This window comes from Kitasatospora sp. MAP5-34 (assembly GCF_029894335.1).
Taxonomy (GTDB): Bacteria; Actinomycetota; Actinomycetes; order Streptomycetales; family Streptomycetaceae; genus Kitasatospora.
In genome coordinates this window covers 21,232-36,835 of the sequence record NZ_JARXZC010000022.1, presented here as the reverse complement: position 1 = coordinate 36,835, position 15,604 = coordinate 21,232, and the positions used below count along the sequence as shown (strand labels likewise).

The window sequence follows — 15,604 nt, the reverse complement described above, 5'->3', positions numbered from 1 at the left end:
CTGGTCAGGCCGCATGGCAGAGGATCAGGACGACGCAGTTTGAATCGTCCGCGCCAATTCCTCCCAAGCCCTGGAGTAGGCCAGGGCGAGCTGGGTGACCGACCGTGCGCAGTGCGCGGGAACGGCCGCAGCGATCCCCTCCACCTCCTCCGGGGCAACGGAGCATGCTGCAAGCTTCCGCACCAGTGCCCGTCCCGTCTCCGACAGCCGCAGGGACGGATCTCTCGCCAGCGCCTTGAGAATCCGAGGGCCTTGGGAAGGCTCGATCGAGGCTCGCGCTGCGCTGGCGACGTTGGTGCGACCGGAAGGAAGTGGCTGGAACTCTTCAGGTGGCGTCCAGTCATGCGAGGGCGCGCCACGGTCACCGTCGTCGTCGGTGCAGCGCGTATGCGGATCGTGGGCCTGAGGCGAAGGGAGACCGGCAGAGGCGTCCACCGCCGTGCGCCCTGATGCACCGGGTGGCCGCACGGCCCGCTTCCGACCGTCGCGGCCGATCCTCGCCGTCGACTGAGGAATTTCTTCACTCGGCTTCTGGCGGACGACCGCGACGGTCTTGGGGGACAGTGCAACGATCCTCGCGACCGCCCGATCCGACCATTCAGGCCGGTCCCGGAGGATCCTCGCCGCCGCGGCCTTGCGGTCGGCGAGGGAGAGGGGCATCCCATGAGCGTTGTTGGCTTCGACTGCCCGGATGAAGCAGTTGTCCTCGGAGTCGTCCACGAAGGTCACGTCCAGTGACCGGTCGCCTCGTAGGTGAGCAGCCATCAGCCGGTGCACACCGTCGATGACGCGCATCGTCCCTCGGTGCACAAGGATCGGCGGAAGCGACTGCGTCTCCGCGAGCACTCGAACGTGCCCGTTGTCGACGCCGCGGAGCCGAGGCGAACTTCCCATCACGAGCAGCTTGATGGGAACCCGCTCAACGGGAGAAGGAGTCTCTCGTAGCGTGCCCCGGCCTGTGGCCGCAGTGACCGAATCCACTCGCCTACCTCCCTTTCGCGTGCGCTGGCACGCAGACCTGAGAACCGAAGCATGATCCATATTGCCAAAACTGTCAATCAGCTTGGCAAACTTGTTGATCAAGGTGGGCGTCACGACTACGTTTGATCACGCCAAGGCGGTCGGGGATGCTCTTCACGACTTCGCCCAGGCGCTCGTCCGAGGCCCCGGGGCAGCTGTCCGCGGCCTTCCCGTACCCGATCAAACCCAAGGAGCGCCATGAGGCTCGTGTGCCGCATCGTCGTCGCACTCACGGTCCTGACCATTGCCATTCCCGGCTTTGCAGCGATGGGCAAGGCGACCCACGTGCACGCCGGCGGGGTGCCGACCGTGACCCGGTCCGGCGAGACGGACTGGCCCTAGTCTGGCCGCCGCCCGGGGGTGCCGGCCCGTCCAGGCGCACCTGGGTGCACGGTTGGGCACCCTGGGAGGTTGCCAAGAGAGTGGCATCTACTTGACAAAACGGTCTGACGGTCGGCAGTCTCCTTTATATGGCTCGTGATTTGCACGAAATACTGGAGCAGCCGGATTTCGGGCGTCGGCTTCGGGTCCTCCGCTTGGCACGCGGCTTCTCTCAGGGGCAGTTGGCCGGCGAGGGAATGTCCACGGCGTACTTGTCCCGATTGGAATCCGGAGCGCGTCCGCCGACTGCGCGTGCGCTGGCCCACCTGTGCGAGCAACTGGGGGTTGGTCCGTCGGCGTTCCGGCGGACGGATCCGCACTCACTCGCGCAGGTGCTGGCTACGGTGGCGTCCGGCCCGGACCCCTGTAGCGCAATGGAACTGCTTTTCGAGACCTTCGAGCGCGAGCCAGGCGCGGACCCAGCTCTGCGCTGGCACGCATTGTGGTTCCTGGCCCAGCTTCAAGACGGGGCCGGGCTCACGGACAGCCGCGCCGACACGCTTCGCAGGCTCGTAGAGATCGGCGACGAGATTGCCATTCCCGAGTTGAGGACCCGCGCAAGGTATCAGTACGCCCGCTACCAGCGGTCTGTCGGCGATCTGCTTGCGGCCCACATCAATGCGGCGGCAGCTCTCGCCATCGCCGAGGGCGAAGCCGCCGGCAGCCTCGACACCGTCCGCGCGCTGCTTGTGCTCCTTTCGGTGGAAGCCGAGAGTGGACGGCTGGCAGAGGCCGATACCCGCGCTTCACGACTGGCCGATCTGCTCGACGACCTTCCGGGCACAGTCCGTGCGGAAGCGCTGTGGACCCTCGCCACCCTCCGGGTGCGCCAGGGCAGGCACGCCCTCGCAGCGGAACTGCTCGATCAGGCTATCGGCGCTGTCGCCAGCGGCAGCGATCTCCTGCTCTGGATGCGTTTGCGCCTGGCGTCTGCCTCCCTGCACCTGCAGATGAATCCGCGCGTGCCTTCGGAGGCCATGAAGCGGCTCGTCGAAGTGAGCCCGGCCGTCGAGCTCGTAGGAACAGCTGTCCACAAGCAGGAGCACCTCGCCCTGCGCGCACGAGCCGCCTATCACAACGGAGACCTCGAGGAAGCTCGCCTGTGCTGTGAGGAGATGGGCCCGGATTCCGCTCATCTCCCGTTCCGTGATCGACTCAGATATCAGGCGCTGGTGGCGCAGCTGCGTCTGCATGACGGCGATCGCACGGCCGTCGCGGATCTCGAGCGGCTCGCGCGACAGGCCGAGTCGGCCGGCAATACAGAGCTGGCGAGCGAGCTGTGGCGCCTGCTCGCAGAAGCCCTGGCTCGCTCCGAAGCCTCACGGCCCACCATCGATACGTAAGCGAACCAGTGGCGGTGCGGCAGGCCGCCGCTACTTGCTGCCGAGGTGACAACGACCAGCTGGACGCTCCGGAGGATGCCGTCGGCCTGCGGGCCACTGCTGGGTGGTGCCGGCATTGCTGTCCCACGGGTCGGCCAGGGTGCCGTTGGCGGCGCCCTGGCCGGTCCTTCGGTGTCAGGAGAGCAGGCCGTTGTAGTCCGGCAGCTTGAAGGTCTGCTCGGCGTGGCCGCCGTTGATGTCGGTCCAGTTGTTGCCGATGTTGGCGATGATCGTGTAGCCCTCGTTCTCCACCTGGGTCCGCTGCTCCGTCTTGAACTGCTGGACCGGCTCGAAGAGATCGCCGAGGTCGCGCCCGCGCAACTCGTCCACGGTGTAGCCCGCCTCGGTCAGGCTGTGGCGGGTGAGGGGGTCGATGAACTCCGGCCGGGCGCTGACGAAGATGAGTGCGACTCCGTGCGCGTGGGCGTACTGGGCCAGCCGCACGACCGGTGCGATGCCCGGCATCGTGAACGGGTGGAAGTGCGTCGCGAGCGTGGTGTTGTCGATGTCGAACACGATCGCGAGGTGCCGGTTCGTGGGCTCGGCCGTGCGCTGCTCTATGTACGCCTGGGCCGGTGCGATCGCGGTGCTCACGTCGGTCAGCCACTGCTGCTCGGTCACCGCACCGGTGCTCGCGGTGCTGACGCTCACCGGGACGGCCGCCGCCGGGTGCGCCGGGGCGGCGATCGCGGGGGCGGCGAGACCGGTGCTGATCGCGACCGTCAGGGCCGCTGTGGTGACGAACTTGGCCTTGATGCTCATGTCTGGGACTCGGCCTTTCTTCTGCTGAGGCGTCAACCGGCTCGTGGGTGCGGCACTTGGGATCGCGGTGCCGGCGAACCGGGGGGTGCGCGGCGCGCAGGGGGCCGCGTGATGGGTCGGCTTCAGGGGGTCGCGAGGGCATGCCGGATGCGGTCCACTGGGTGCCGTTAAACCTAGAGCCTGTAGTTTTAGCTCGGCATGAAGGTACACCAGCCCGTGTTCGCGGTCCGACGCCGGGGGCAAGGGGGGCGGGAGGCGACGGCGCCCCTGGGGTGCTGGTCGGCTTGAGCTGACGGTGCGTCAGTTGTGCTGCTGGGGCCGCAGGCTGTTCAGGGTCTCCTCGAAGCCACGGATCAGGATGGTGAGGCCGGTCTCGAAGGCCAGGTCGCTGACGTGCGGCGGGGCGGTGAGGATCGGGTCCAGGCCGGGTGGCAGGCCCTCCGTCGGCAGCGACGCCTCGCGCGGCAGGCCGAAGTCGAGGGCCGCGCCGGCGAGGAAGTACTCGAGGCACTGGACGATCGGTGCCATCCGGTCCTCCGGCCAGCCGGCCTCGCGCAGCACCGTGAAGGTGTTGGCGTAGCCCTGGAGTGCGGCGACGGACTGTGTCGGCCGCGCCACCAGCAGCGGGACCATGTTCGGGTGGGCGGCGAAGGTGGCGCGGTAGGCGCGGGCCCAGCTGTCGAGTGCGGCGGTCCAGGGGCGGATGGTCGGGTCGAGATCCATCTCGGCGACGATGAGTTCGCTGATCCCGTCGACGATCTCGGCGCGGCTGGAGACGTAGTTGTAGAGGGACGGGCCCTTGACGCCGAGTCGGGCGGCGAGTCGGGTGGTCGACAGGGCCTCGGCGCCCTCCTCGTCGACCAGTGCGAGAGCGGCTGCCATGATCCCGTCCCGGGTCAGCAGTGGCCGCCGTGGTCTGCCCATCTCGCCCTCCTCTCGCTGTCCGGGTTCACCCGAGTTCGCCCACCCCGGTATTGGGCCGCGAACGCGGACTAGTGTACGTTCTCGCCCAGGCAAAACTACTGGCTCTAGTTTTAGGGGGCGCCGGGTGGATGCCGCCTGGTGACACCTCGGTGCCGGCAGGCGTGACTGCGAAGGACCACTCGTCTTCGCAGCCCGGCCGACGGCGGACTTCGGCCGCCACTCGCGCGATCCCCTCGACTTGCCGGAAGCCATGGCGGAGCTGTCCGCGATGGACTTTGCCGACGTACAAGCTGGCATGCCCCTGACATTTCATCGGTATGCCAACAGTCCCCTGTCCGCCTTTCGCCGAAGGTGACCCTCCGCATGCACATGCGTACCCTCGCGCTGCCCGTGCTCGCCGCATCCGTTGTGCTCTCGCTCAGCGCCTGCGACCCGACCGCGCCAGCCGTCCAGTCCACCGACTCGTCCGTCGCAGCCGCTCCGGCCGCCCCCGCCCTGGTCGGCACGGCCACCACCGAGAACCCGACGGTGACCCTGCTGGCCCCGGCTGCTGACCGTGCGTCAGTCGCTGATCCGGCGTCAAGCGGATCGTCGGCCCGGCCGACCGCCTCCGCCGCGTCGAAGGTGGTCGTGACCGACCCGACCCCGTCCGGGGCGCCCGCCGTGGCCGCCACTCCGGACCTCAAGCTGGACTCGTACGATAAGAAGTCCGGCAAGGTCGTCCTCGCTGTCGCCACTACCGGCAAGGCAGGCGCCCCCAGCCCGGCCGCCATGGCGGCGGCCACCGCAGCCGTCCGGCCCGGTCAGCTGATCGACAGCCCGCCGTCGGCCGCCGCGCCGCAGGGTGCGCTGCTCGCGATCACCGGGGTCAAGCCGGTCGGCGGCGGGAAGGTGGCTGCCGCCACCCGCCCGGCCACCATCTCCGAACTGCTCGGCAACGCCTGGGCCGACATCAAGAACGCGCTCGACCCGCACAAGATCCAGGTCACCCCGAACGTCAAGGACCTGAAGGCCAGCTACGTCCAGAAGCCCGACGGCGCCAACGGCTCCGCCTCGGCCGCCCTGGAGCTGGACGCGAACGACAGCATCCCGCTGCCCGGCGGAGCCGCCGCCACGCTGAGCGGCTCGGTCGAGATCGACCCCAGCGTCGTCTTCTCCTACCACGGCACCACCGGCATATTCGGTGCCGACCAGGCCAAGGTCGGCTTCGACCTCGGCGCCCACGCCAACTGGCACCTCACCGCGAAGCTCTCCGGCACCACCGGCCAGGTGAAGATCCCGATCGCCACCCTCACGGCCACCCCAACGGTGATGGTCGGCCCGGTGCCCGTCGTGATCACCGTGAACGTCACCGTCTACGCCGAGGTCAGCGCCGACGGCAACGTCACCGTCGACACCACGCAGCAGATCGACGGCGACTGGTCCATCAACGCCGACTACACCAAGGCGGCCGGCTGGACCTCCTCCACCCAGCCCGTCACCACCAAGGTCTCCCCGGTCAAGGCGACGTTCACCGGCGAGGCCGAGGTACGCAGCGGCCTGGTCGCGGACGGTTCCGTCGCGCTCTACGACAGCCTGGGCGTGAAGGCGACCATCGAGCCGTACCTGCGGGCGTCCGTCAACGGTGAGATCGACATCAACGGCCTCGCCAAGCCGACCATCACCGGCACGGCCGGCCTCTACGGCGGCCTCGACGTCACCGGCGCCGTGATGGCGCGCATCGCCATCCTCGGCACCCCGCTGCTGGAGAAGGACCTGCCGTTCGCGCAGTACCACAACGAATGGCCCATCCTCACCGGCTCGGTGAGCAACACGACGCCGAACGCCAGTCCCACTCCTACCGGCTGACGATCAGTCAGGCAAGCCGTGCCCGGGCACGTCACCGTGCCCGGGCGCGGCTGCTGCAGCTGCCCGGTCAACCGGCGGCGCGCGGCAAAGGTGATCCTGACGAGTGCACCGCCGCCGGGAGCCTGCTCGATGGTGATGTGTCCGCCGTGTGCCGTCGCGATCTCCTTCGCGATCGCGAGGCCCAGGCCGCTCGATCCGCTCGCGCGTCCACGGCTCGTGTCCAGGCGGACGAACCGGGCGAAGACGCGTTCGCGCTCTTCGGCCGGAATGCCCGGCCCGTCGTCGCGGACCTCGATGCCGACCTCGCCGGGCGGCTGGTCCACCACCGTGATCAGGACTCGGTGACGGGCGAAGCGGGCCGCGTTGTCGACGAGGTTGCGTACCATCCGGCCCAGGTGCTCCCGGTCGCCGAGCACCACCGGCCGTGGAGAGCGAGGCGAGCGCGAGGAACAGGATCAGCGCGGCACTGGTGACCAGGCGCCCGGTGCGCGAGACCCCCTCGACGATCCCCTCCCGGGTGGAGCCGGTGCGCTCGTAGCCCTCGCGGACCCGGGCGAGGACGAACACCTCGTAGTCCGTCGAGACCCCGAACAGGAACCCGAAGATCAGTACCGGGGCGAGCGTGCTCACCGCGCCGGGGACGGCCGTCAGCCGGTCCGCAGCGGGTCGGTCTCAGTGTCCTGCTCCGCCGCCAGGCTCGCTGATCCCGGATCCGTGGTTCCCTCGGCACCCCAGAGCACGCCGTTCAACGCGATGAGGTAGCCGAGTTGGGCACGGCTCGAACTGCCGAGTTGTTCCGAGATCTTCCGGACGTGCTCGGCGATGCTGCGGCGGCTCAGGCCGACCCGGCGGGCGATCCACTCGTCCGTCTGGCCGGACACCAGGTGGTGGAGGATCGCCCGCTGGGTGTCCGAGATCTGCGGCGTGTGCTTGGCGCTGACGCTGCCGACGTCGATCGCGCGCTCCCAGATGTGGTCGAAGATCTTGCCGAGGTAGCGGACGATCCCGGGATGGTGGATCTGCAGGGCGCTGACCTCCCGCTCGTCGTCCACGGGGATGAAGGCGGTCTCCCGGTCGATGATGATCAACCGGTCGAAGAGCGCGCTGGTGGTTCGTACCTGGCCGCCGACGGCGGTGATCAGGTCGATGTACTCCATGGTCGGCCCGTCGAAGCGGATCTTGTGCTGATAGATCGTCCGTTGCTTGATCCCCTGTCGCAGTCGTGGGATCTCGGACTCCAGGGCCCGGGCCAGCAACTCGGCCGGCCGACTCGTTCCGGGCTGGGTGGTGAGGAGCTCGGACCGGCAGGCGGCGACCGAGGCGCTCAGGACCTCGCTGATGGTCTCGCTGCCTCTGATCAGGGAGTACCCCGCGCCATCACGCTTCGACGACTCGGCATGGACCGTTTCCAGAGCGGAGAAGGCCGCATGCGTGCTCCGGATGGCCGCCTGGTACTCGGCGACGCGCTGTTCCAACCGACTGATCGCGAATCCCGACGCGGTGCTGGGCGGCAGGGCGTAGACGAAGTCGGGCGAGTCGGGCAGCGGGGGGGTCAGGCCGAGGTGGATCAGGCACTCGGGGGTTCCGGCCCTGGGATATCGGGACTCCTTCAGAACCGCGGCATAGGCCGTCAGTGCTCGCTCGCACAGTGCCGGGCTCGGGGTATCGGAGGAATTGCCCGATTCCGGGCAGTCTGCACAGCGCTGCACAAGTGAGCGGTTCACAAATGTGAAGACTAACTGATCCGTTGCTGGTCAGGCCTGCGTGCCAGGATCAGGACATCGCCAATGGATCTTTGTCCGTTGGCCTAACGGGGAGTTTGAGGGGACGGGATCGTGCGTCAGTCGGCTAATCGCCTACTTCGCTTCGCGGCCACTGTCGGGAGCTGTGTGGCGCTCACATTTCTGGCGGTCGACGGGACGTCAGCCCAAGGCTGGTTCCAGTCGACCACTGTGGCGGGGCAGGCGGCTACCGCCCCCACCGACTCGCAATGGGGGCCCTGATCGTCTGCACCCCGGGCCACAGGGGAGCGGTAGCCCTGTGGTTGAGCTCACACAACACGTACGCTGTCCAAGGAAGGTAGTTGTCCAGCCATGACCAAGCTTGACCGCGAGTCGTTCGAGTCGCTCGCCGCGCAGTTGATGGAGAAGCAGTTCCAGCGGGTGCCGATGCTGCGTGAGCTGCACAAGGGCGAGTGGATCGACCGCGACTACTACATCCGGCACATAGCCGAGACGGTGCTGCGCATCCGTCTCAACAACGAGGTGGACGCCTACGCGCTGTACCGCGTCGGCTCGCAGGACGACGTGCTCGCCGCGAAGTTGGCGCGTTACCTCGCCGAGGAGTACGGGCACGAGCACATGTTCACCCGTGACCTGGAGCGGTTCGGTCTGACGATCGAGCAGCTGGACGCCACTCCGGTGTTCACCTCCACCGCGATGCTCATGGGGTACCTGCGGCTGGAGGCCGACCGTTCCGGTCCGGCCCCCACCACCATCTGGGACTGGTTCGTCGAGTGGTACTCGGACCGCTACAACCCGGTCATCACCGAGAAGGCCGCGGCCGAGTTCGGGGCGGAATTCGTCCACGGCACCCGGGCGCACATCGCCTTCGACGAGTCGCACGACCACGACGACCTGATGTTCCGGACGGTCTCGCGCGCCGTGGAGAAGTTCAGCACCCCCGAGCAGGCGGAGGCCTACCTGGCCACCTTCATCGACCTGATCGGTGACTACTTCACCGAGCTCTACGAGAGCACCGTGGGCGCCCGCGAGGCGCAGCCGGTCGGGGTCTGAGGTGAGCGCCCGTCGCGAATCCCCGGTCGGGCCCGGCCGAGTTCTCATCATCGAACCGGCGTCGTCGGGTACCGCGTTGGTGGGGGCGGCCAGGGGTCTCGGATTCGAGACCGTGGTGGCCTCGTTCGACGCTGACGACCGCACGCTGCCCGACCGGGTGCGTCAAGAGGCCGATGAAGTACTCGTCGTGGACACCAACGACGAGGAGGAGTTGTTCCGGGCCGTGGCCTCGGCGCACGGGGCCGCCCCGTTCGCCGGGGTCCTCCCGGGCTTCGAGTTCTATGTCCCCGTCGCCGCACGGCTCGCGGCGCGGCTTGGGCTGCGCGGCCTGCCGGCCGACACCGTCGAGGGCGTCCGGGACAAGGCGGTGATGCGGGCCGCGATGGCCGCCGCCGGTCTGCGCGTGCCGCGCTTCGCGGAGGTGTCCGCCGAGGCCCAGTTGGAAGCGGCCGCCGCCCGGGTGGGCTTCCCCTGCGTCCTCAAGCCGGTGGATTCGGCGGGCAGTGTGCACGTCAGCCGCGCCGACGGCTTCGGCCAGTTGCTGGCGGCCTACCGCGCACTGGCCGAGGACAGCCGGCCGGACATGGGCCGGCTGTCCGACGGCCGGGCGCTGGTCGAGGAGTACCTCGACGGTCCCGAACTGTCGGTGGAGGGGTGCGTGGGGGCCGACGGGAGAACGGTGGTCGTCGCGCTCACGCACAAGGTGCTCGGCCCCGAACCGTCCTTCGTGGAGATCGGGCATGTGGTCCAGGCGGATCTGCCGCCGAAGGCCAGGCACGCCGTCGAGGAGTACGTCCGCGAGGTGGTCGGCGCGCTCGGTGTCACGGTCGGACCGTTCCACTGCGAGCTGCGGCTCGTCGCGGACGAGCCGGTGCTGATCGAGCTGGCCGCCCGCCTCGGCGGCGACCGCATTCCGGACCTGGTGGAGGCTGCCGTCGGTGTCAGCCTCCCGGAGCTGGCCGTCGCGGCCCACACCGGGCTGGACTCCGAGGTGCTCGCGTCGCGCGCGCCACGGGCCAAGTACGCCGGGATCCGCTTCCTCACCGCCCCCGGGGTGACCGGCCGGCGGGCGGTCGAAGGGATGGACCGGATCGCCGCGCTGCCCGGCGTGCTCGAAGCCGAGCTCACCTTCGACGCGGATACCCCGCTTCCGGGAGACCAGGACTACCGCTGCCGCGTCGGCCACGTCCTCTACACCGCCGACTCGTACCAAGACGCCCTCGATCTGGGCAGTCGGATCACACTTGGAGTCACCTTTGTCCCGCCAGTCGCCTGATCAGTTCGCGAGCGAGCCGCCCGCCGTGCCGACCCCGGGCCATGAGCCGCTGCTCCTGGTCATCAACCGGTTCGACGACGAGTTCGGCGAGTACCACCGGTTCCTGCCGGAAGGCGGCTTCCGGCTGGCCTACCTGACCACCGCCGACGCCCTCGACCCGCTGGACCGCGAAGGCGCCGTGACGACCGTGGTGGTCCCCGATCTGCGAGTGGAGACCTTGCTGCCGAAGGCTCGCGAGATCGCCGGACTGTACGGTCCGGTCGCCGGAGTGGTGGGGCTCTCCGAGTTCGATCTGGAGGTGGCCGCCCACCTCCGCGAGGAGTTGGAGGTCCCGGGCTGGGGCACGTCGTACGTGCGGCGCTTCCGGGACAAGACCGTGATGAAGGAGTGGGTCGGAGCCGCCGGAGTGCGGGTGCCGAGGTTCCTGCGCCTTGCCGCAGGCACCACCCCCGAGCAGATCCTCCAGGACATACCGCTGCCGCTGATCCTCAAGCCGAAGGACGGGGCCGCCTCGCGGGGCGTCCAACTGATCCGCACCGAGCGGGAACTGGTGACGGCCCTGGAAGGTATCGCCGAGGAGTCCGCCACGCAGGGCTACGAGGTCGAAGAGTACGTCGACGGGCCGATCTACCATGTGGACGGGATCAGGATCCAGGGGCAGTACCACTGCGTCACCGTGTCGCAGTACCTGAACACCTGCCTCGACTTCGTGCACGGCGCGCCACTCGGATCGGCCCTGCTCGATCCCGGACCCCTGCGGGACGACCTGGCCGGTTTCGCGATCGACTGCCTGGACGCGCTGGAGCTGTGGACCGGGCCCTTCCACCTCGAGGTGATCGCCGACTCGGCGGGGAAGCCGGTCTTCCTGGAGGTGGGCTTGCGGCCGGGCGGTGCCGGCGTGCCCTTCCTGCACCGCGATCTGTACGGGATCGACCTGTACTGCGAGGCGTTCCGCAGCACCATCGGCCTGAAGCCGCTGAGTGCCGAGCACGTCCTGCCGGCCGAAGCCGGCTCCGGCGGCTGGCTGGTGTTCCCCGAGCCGCAGCCGCAGCCCGCCCAGGTCGTCTCCTGTGTGTCGCTGGTCGACGCCGTGCCCGAGGTGTACGGCGAATCGCTCCCGGCGGTGGGGCACGTCTTCGACGGCAGCGGTGGCTACGATCACGCCGGTGGCCGCTTCCTGTTGCGCGGGGCGGATCAGGCGGCCGTGAACGCGGCGATCGCCGAGGCGATCGCGTGCTACCGCGTGGACGTCGAGCCCGCCGAGGCGGCTTCGATTCTCGACGCTGAGCCGGTGAGCCTGTGAACGCGCAGTTCGACACCCGTCCCGGGGAGCTGAGGTTCCACTGGGGATCAGCACTCGACGACGGGCAGAAGAAGTCGGCCGAGCGCTACGACTTCCGGGTCCTGGACCTCGAGGGCGCGATCGACTTCGCGCGTGAGGCCGACAAGCTGGGCGTCGAGTCGTTGTTGATGGCCCAGAGTTACGACCTGCCCGATCCGCTCCCGCTGCTGGGCGCCCTGGTCCGGGAGACCCGGAACGTCAAGTTCATCCTGGCCTACCGGCCCGGCCTGCTCTCGCCGACCCTGTTCGTCCAGATCGTCAACACCCTCTCCTGGATGTCCGAGGGCCGGATCGCCCTGAACCTGATCTCCGGCATCTCCCCGGTCGAGCAGGGCTACTACGGGGACTTCGTCGCTCACGACGGCCGTCACGAGCGAGCCCGCGAGTTCCTGCGCATCCTGCACGACCTGTGGCGCGACCAGGGCCCGGTCACGTTCAAGGGCGAGCACTACCGGATCGAGGAAGGGCAGCTGGGCCTGCCCCACTACGGCGGCGGGCGGCCGGAGATCTATGTGAGCGGAGCCTCGCAGATCGCCCAGGACACCGCCATCGAGTACGGGGACTGCTGGTTCCGGTACGCCGACACCCCGGAGAAGATCGCGGAGGAGGTCCAGCCGCTGCTGGCCAGGGGCGGTCGGGTCGGCCTGCGGATGCAGGTACTGGCCAGGCCCACCCGCGAAGAGGCGCTGGCCGATCTGGCGGAGGTGATGGGCGGCGCGGACGAGGCGCACCGCGAATGGGTCGCGCAGTTCGTGGCGGCGGCCGACTCCCAGGCGGTGAAGAACTCGTTCCGCCTCGCCGACGAGGCCGGCCACGGCTGGATGTCGTCGATGCTGTGGTCCGGCGCGGTCGCGTACCGGGGTGGCCCTGCGCTGTGCATCGTCGGGGACTACGACGAGGTCGCGGACTACGTGCTGCGGTACAAGGCGGCCGGGGTCAGCGAGTTCATCTTCTCCGGCTGGCCGGCCCGGGACGAGATGGAACTCTTCTTCACCCGAGTGCTTCCCCTCGTGCGAGCGCGGGAGCGGGCCGATGCACCAGCGGATACGCCGTGACGAGTGGCTCGAATCCGCCGCGGCTCCGGTCGGCTCGCGTCGGGCTCTTCGCCGTGGGGATCACCGTCGGCCTGATGGCGGAGCAAGTGGTGCTGTTCGCGGTGCCGTTGCTCATCTACCAGGACAGCAGACGGGTGTCGCTGCTGGGGTTGGCCTACGCCCTCGAATGGGCGCCCTACCTGATCGCCTACCCGCTCGGCGGGATCCTCGCCGACCGTGACGGTGGCCCGCGCCTGTTCCGGGTCGCCAACGTGGGCCGGGCACTGGTGCTGGGTTCATCGGTCGTGCTGTGCCTGGGCGAGCCGGGCTGGACCATTCCGGTCCTGATGGTGAACGGGGCGCTGCTGACCACTCTGGTGGCCCCGATCCACATGGCGATCGAGAAGGTCGTGCCGCAGCTGGGCCAGGGTGAGGCCCTGGCCCGGATGCAGGGCATGGTGCAGAACATGGAGCTGCTGTCCCTCGCTCTGGGGCCGGGACTCGCCATGGTCGCGGTCGTGCTGCTGGGCAAGGTGTGGCTGCTCGGCCTGGCCGCAGGCATGTTCGCGACCGCTGCGGCCTGCTGGCTCTCCCTGCCGCGCGCCGCAGCGGCCCCGACCGGTGGCGACGCGCGTACGGCCCTGGCCGAACTCCGGCTGGGCTGGTCGCTCCTGTTCGGCAACCGGCCGGTCGTCCTGCTCGCGGCGGTCAACTTCACGATGAACCTGGCGCTCGCCGTCACCATGGGCGCGAACGCCGCCGTCGTCACCGGCGTCTTCCGGCAGCCGCAGTCCGCGTTCGCGATGCTGAACGTCTTCGCGGGGGTGGCGGGCCTGCTCAACCTGGCGGTGACGCCGGTGCTGCTGAAACGGTTCCAGCCGAAGGTGATCGGCACGGTGGGGTTCGCCCTCGCCTGCTGTTCGCTGCTCCTGCTGGGCCTGTCCCACTCGTATCCGGTCTACGCGATCGGGTTCGTGGCGGTCGAAGTGGGCGTCGCGTACTACAACACGTTCAACCGGACGCAGCGGGTCCAGGTGATTCCGAGTGAGCACCTCGGAAAAGTCATGGGCCCCTTCTTCCTGATCAATGTTCTCGCCTTCCCGATCGGTGGGCTGCTGATCTCCACCGTCGGTGCGTGGGTCGGCCCGCAGCACCTCGTGGCCTGGTTGGCTCTGCTGCTCGCCGTGGTCGGGGCGGTCCTCGTCCCGCTGACCGCGCGCAGCCTGCAGAACTCGATCTCGGGCCGGGGACGGACCCCGGCGGGCACCCTGGCAGCATCGGAGGCGAAGGTATGAGCATGTGGAAATACGCCGACCCGGGCCGGCGGCCCCGCTCGGCGCGGCCTGCCGAGGAGCCGCTCTCCCCTGAGGACTTCCGTGAGGCGATGTCCCACCTGGCAGGGGCGCTCACGGTGGTCACGACCCAGGACGCGCTGGGAAAGCGCTGGGGATTCACGGCCACGTCGGCCCTGTCGGTATCCCAGTCCCCTCCGCTCGTCCTGGTCGGGGTGGGCAATACCTCGAGCTGCCTGCAGGCGATGCTCGAGTCCGAGAGCTTCATCGTCAACGTGCTGAGCGAGCAGCAGCGCGAGGTGGCTGAATCCTTCGCCCGTAAGGGCGTGGACCGGTTCGCGGGGCACGACTTCGTGCCGTGGCCCGCTGACGGGCCGCCTCGTCTGCTCGGCGCGCATGCCGCTTACCGCTGCCGCACCGCCGGGAGCGTCCAGGTGGGCGACCACCAGCTGTTGATCGGCGAGGTGACCGGTTTCTCGGCCCGGTCGGAGGCCGGGCCGCTGCTGTGGCACCGGCGGGATTTCGTGGCCTTGAGCGGGAAGGAAGCCGTCTGTGGCTGAGCAGAGAGTCGTGATCACCGGTGCGTTTCCCGAACGTGCCGAGGCAGAGCTGCGCTCCCGGGGCTTCGCCCTCACGCGGCTGCCGGGCGACGCCGACGAGGAGCGGCTGGTGGGGGAGCTGGCCGGCGCCTGGGCCCTGGTCCACGGCGGCACCGCTCTGCTGTCCAGGCGTGTGTGGGAGCAGGCGCCGTCGCTGGCGGTGGTCTGCGTGCTGGCGACCGGGTACCGGTCCTTCATCGAGCTTCCGGCCGAGCCCGGTGCGGCCCGCTTCACCTACACGCCCCACGCCAACGCCGTCGCGGTCGCGGAGTTCGCGCTCGCGCAGCTGCTCGACCTGGTCCGTGGGGTCTCGCGGGGCGCTGCCGGGGTGTCCCGGGGTGAGTGGATCGAGCAGCCGACGCAGTCGCTGACCGATGCCCGCCTCGGCATCGTCGGCATGGGTCATATCGGGCGTGAGCTGGCGCGGATGGCGCAGGCCGCGTTCGGCACCCGGATCCGGTACTGGAACCGGACGGATCGTCCGGAACTCGCCGCGCTCCCGTACGAGCGCAGCGCTTCGCTGATCGAGCTCTTCGAGAGCTGCGACATGGTGTCGCTCCACGTCGACCTGGTGCCCGGTCAGACCGAGGGAATGATCGGCGCGGAACACCTGCGGGCGCTCGACGGCGGGTTCCTGGTGAACACCTCTCGCGCCACCCTCGTGGACCCGGCCGCGCTGCGTGCCGCGCTGCGCGAGGGCCGTCTTGCCGGGGCCGCGATCGACGGGTACTACGCCGAACCGGCGCCGGACCCGCAGAACGATCCCTTCGGGCTTCTTGAATTCGTGCCGGATCGGCTTCTGGTCACCGGGCACAACGCGTACCACACCCACCAGGCGCTGCAGGCGATGGCCGACATGGCGGTCGCGAACCTGCTGGCGGTCGCAGACGGCGCCCTGCCGCCGTACCCGGTGCCCGGAGAGGCGGTCGAGGGATGAGGACACTGGAGG

At 69.3% G+C, this 15,604-nt stretch carries 14 protein-coding genes and 1 pseudogene; 9 read left to right on the top strand and 6 right to left on the bottom strand.

Annotated elements, in window-relative coordinates; all coding sequences use genetic code 11:
- Positions 1-24 precede the first annotated feature (24 nt).
- The gene (locus P3T29_RS19085; RefSeq protein ID WP_280717717.1) at positions 25-795 is read right to left on the bottom strand and encodes a ParB/RepB/Spo0J family partition protein; all 771 of its coding nucleotides are present in this window, start codon (positions 793-795) and stop codon (positions 25-27) included.
- Between the two features lie 432 nt (positions 796-1,227).
- On the opposite strand from P3T29_RS19085, the gene P3T29_RS19080 reads away from it, so the two are divergent.
- On the top strand, positions 1,228-1,362 hold the full coding sequence (locus P3T29_RS19080) for a hypothetical protein (protein ID WP_280717716.1): 135 nt from the start codon (positions 1,228-1,230) through the stop codon (positions 1,360-1,362).
- A 413-nt stretch (positions 1,363-1,775) separates the two neighbouring features.
- Positions 1,776-2,744: a transcriptional regulator gene (locus P3T29_RS19075; protein ID WP_280717715.1), complete on the top strand. Its 969-nt coding sequence runs from the start codon at positions 1,776-1,778 to the stop codon at positions 2,742-2,744.
- 174 nt (positions 2,745-2,918) lie between these two features.
- On the opposite strand, the gene P3T29_RS19070 is transcribed toward P3T29_RS19075, so the two are convergent.
- The 5 genes and pseudogenes from P3T29_RS19070 to P3T29_RS19050 form a co-directional block, all read right to left on the bottom strand.
- Positions 2,919-3,545, bottom strand: coding sequence for an HAD family acid phosphatase (locus tag P3T29_RS19070; RefSeq protein ID WP_280717714.1), 627 nt, complete (start codon positions 3,543-3,545; stop codon positions 2,919-2,921).
- A gap of 300 nt (positions 3,546-3,845) precedes the next feature.
- A complete protein-coding gene (locus tag P3T29_RS19065; protein WP_280717713.1) occupies positions 3,846-4,469 on the bottom strand; it encodes a TetR/AcrR family transcriptional regulator C-terminal domain-containing protein in 624 nt (207 codons plus the stop codon).
- A 1,679-nt stretch (positions 4,470-6,148) separates the two neighbouring features.
- Positions 6,149-6,736: an ATP-binding protein gene (locus P3T29_RS19060; protein ID WP_280717712.1), complete on the bottom strand. Its 588-nt coding sequence runs from the start codon at positions 6,734-6,736 to the stop codon at positions 6,149-6,151.
- 13 nt (positions 6,737-6,749) lie between these two features.
- Positions 6,750-6,947 (bottom strand): annotated as a pseudogene (locus tag P3T29_RS19055) (MMPL family transporter); the annotation flags it as partial.
- Positions 6,948-6,964: 17 nt separating this feature from the next.
- Positions 6,965-7,792 (bottom strand): LuxR C-terminal-related transcriptional regulator, encoded by an 828-nt coding sequence (locus P3T29_RS19050; RefSeq protein ID WP_280717711.1) that lies wholly within the window; start codon positions 7,790-7,792, stop codon positions 6,965-6,967.
- A gap of 618 nt (positions 7,793-8,410) precedes the next feature.
- Between P3T29_RS19050 and P3T29_RS19045 the strand changes: the two genes are divergently transcribed.
- From P3T29_RS19045 to P3T29_RS19015, 7 genes are read left to right on the top strand one after another with little or no spacing between them, the layout of a single operon-like run.
- The gene (locus P3T29_RS19045) at positions 8,411-9,112 is read left to right on the top strand and encodes a hypothetical protein (protein ID WP_280717710.1); all 702 of its coding nucleotides are present in this window, start codon (positions 8,411-8,413) and stop codon (positions 9,110-9,112) included.
- Positions 9,045-10,388: an ATP-grasp domain-containing protein gene (locus tag P3T29_RS19040; RefSeq protein WP_348532843.1), complete on the top strand. Its 1,344-nt coding sequence runs from the start codon at positions 9,045-9,047 to the stop codon at positions 10,386-10,388. The genes P3T29_RS19045 and P3T29_RS19040 overlap by 68 nt, the downstream gene beginning before the upstream one ends.
- On the top strand, positions 10,369-11,691 hold the full coding sequence (locus P3T29_RS19035) for an ATP-grasp domain-containing protein (RefSeq protein ID WP_280717708.1): 1,323 nt from the start codon (positions 10,369-10,371) through the stop codon (positions 11,689-11,691). Before P3T29_RS19040 ends, P3T29_RS19035 begins: the two co-directional genes overlap by 20 nt.
- The gene (locus P3T29_RS19030; protein ID WP_280717707.1) at positions 11,688-12,785 is read left to right on the top strand and encodes an LLM class flavin-dependent oxidoreductase; all 1,098 of its coding nucleotides are present in this window, start codon (positions 11,688-11,690) and stop codon (positions 12,783-12,785) included. Before P3T29_RS19035 ends, P3T29_RS19030 begins: the two co-directional genes overlap by 4 nt.
- Positions 12,782-14,059, top strand: a complete 1,278-nt coding sequence (locus P3T29_RS19025) for an MFS transporter (RefSeq protein ID WP_280717706.1) — start codon at positions 12,782-12,784, stop codon at positions 14,057-14,059. The genes P3T29_RS19030 and P3T29_RS19025 overlap by 4 nt, the downstream gene beginning before the upstream one ends.
- Positions 14,056-14,616: a flavin reductase family protein gene (locus tag P3T29_RS19020; RefSeq protein WP_280717705.1), complete on the top strand. Its 561-nt coding sequence runs from the start codon at positions 14,056-14,058 to the stop codon at positions 14,614-14,616. Before P3T29_RS19025 ends, P3T29_RS19020 begins: the two co-directional genes overlap by 4 nt.
- The gene (locus P3T29_RS19015; protein WP_280717704.1) at positions 14,609-15,592 is read left to right on the top strand and encodes a D-isomer specific 2-hydroxyacid dehydrogenase family protein; all 984 of its coding nucleotides are present in this window, start codon (positions 14,609-14,611) and stop codon (positions 15,590-15,592) included. The genes P3T29_RS19020 and P3T29_RS19015 overlap by 8 nt, the downstream gene beginning before the upstream one ends.
- Positions 15,593-15,604: the final 12 nt, after the last annotated feature.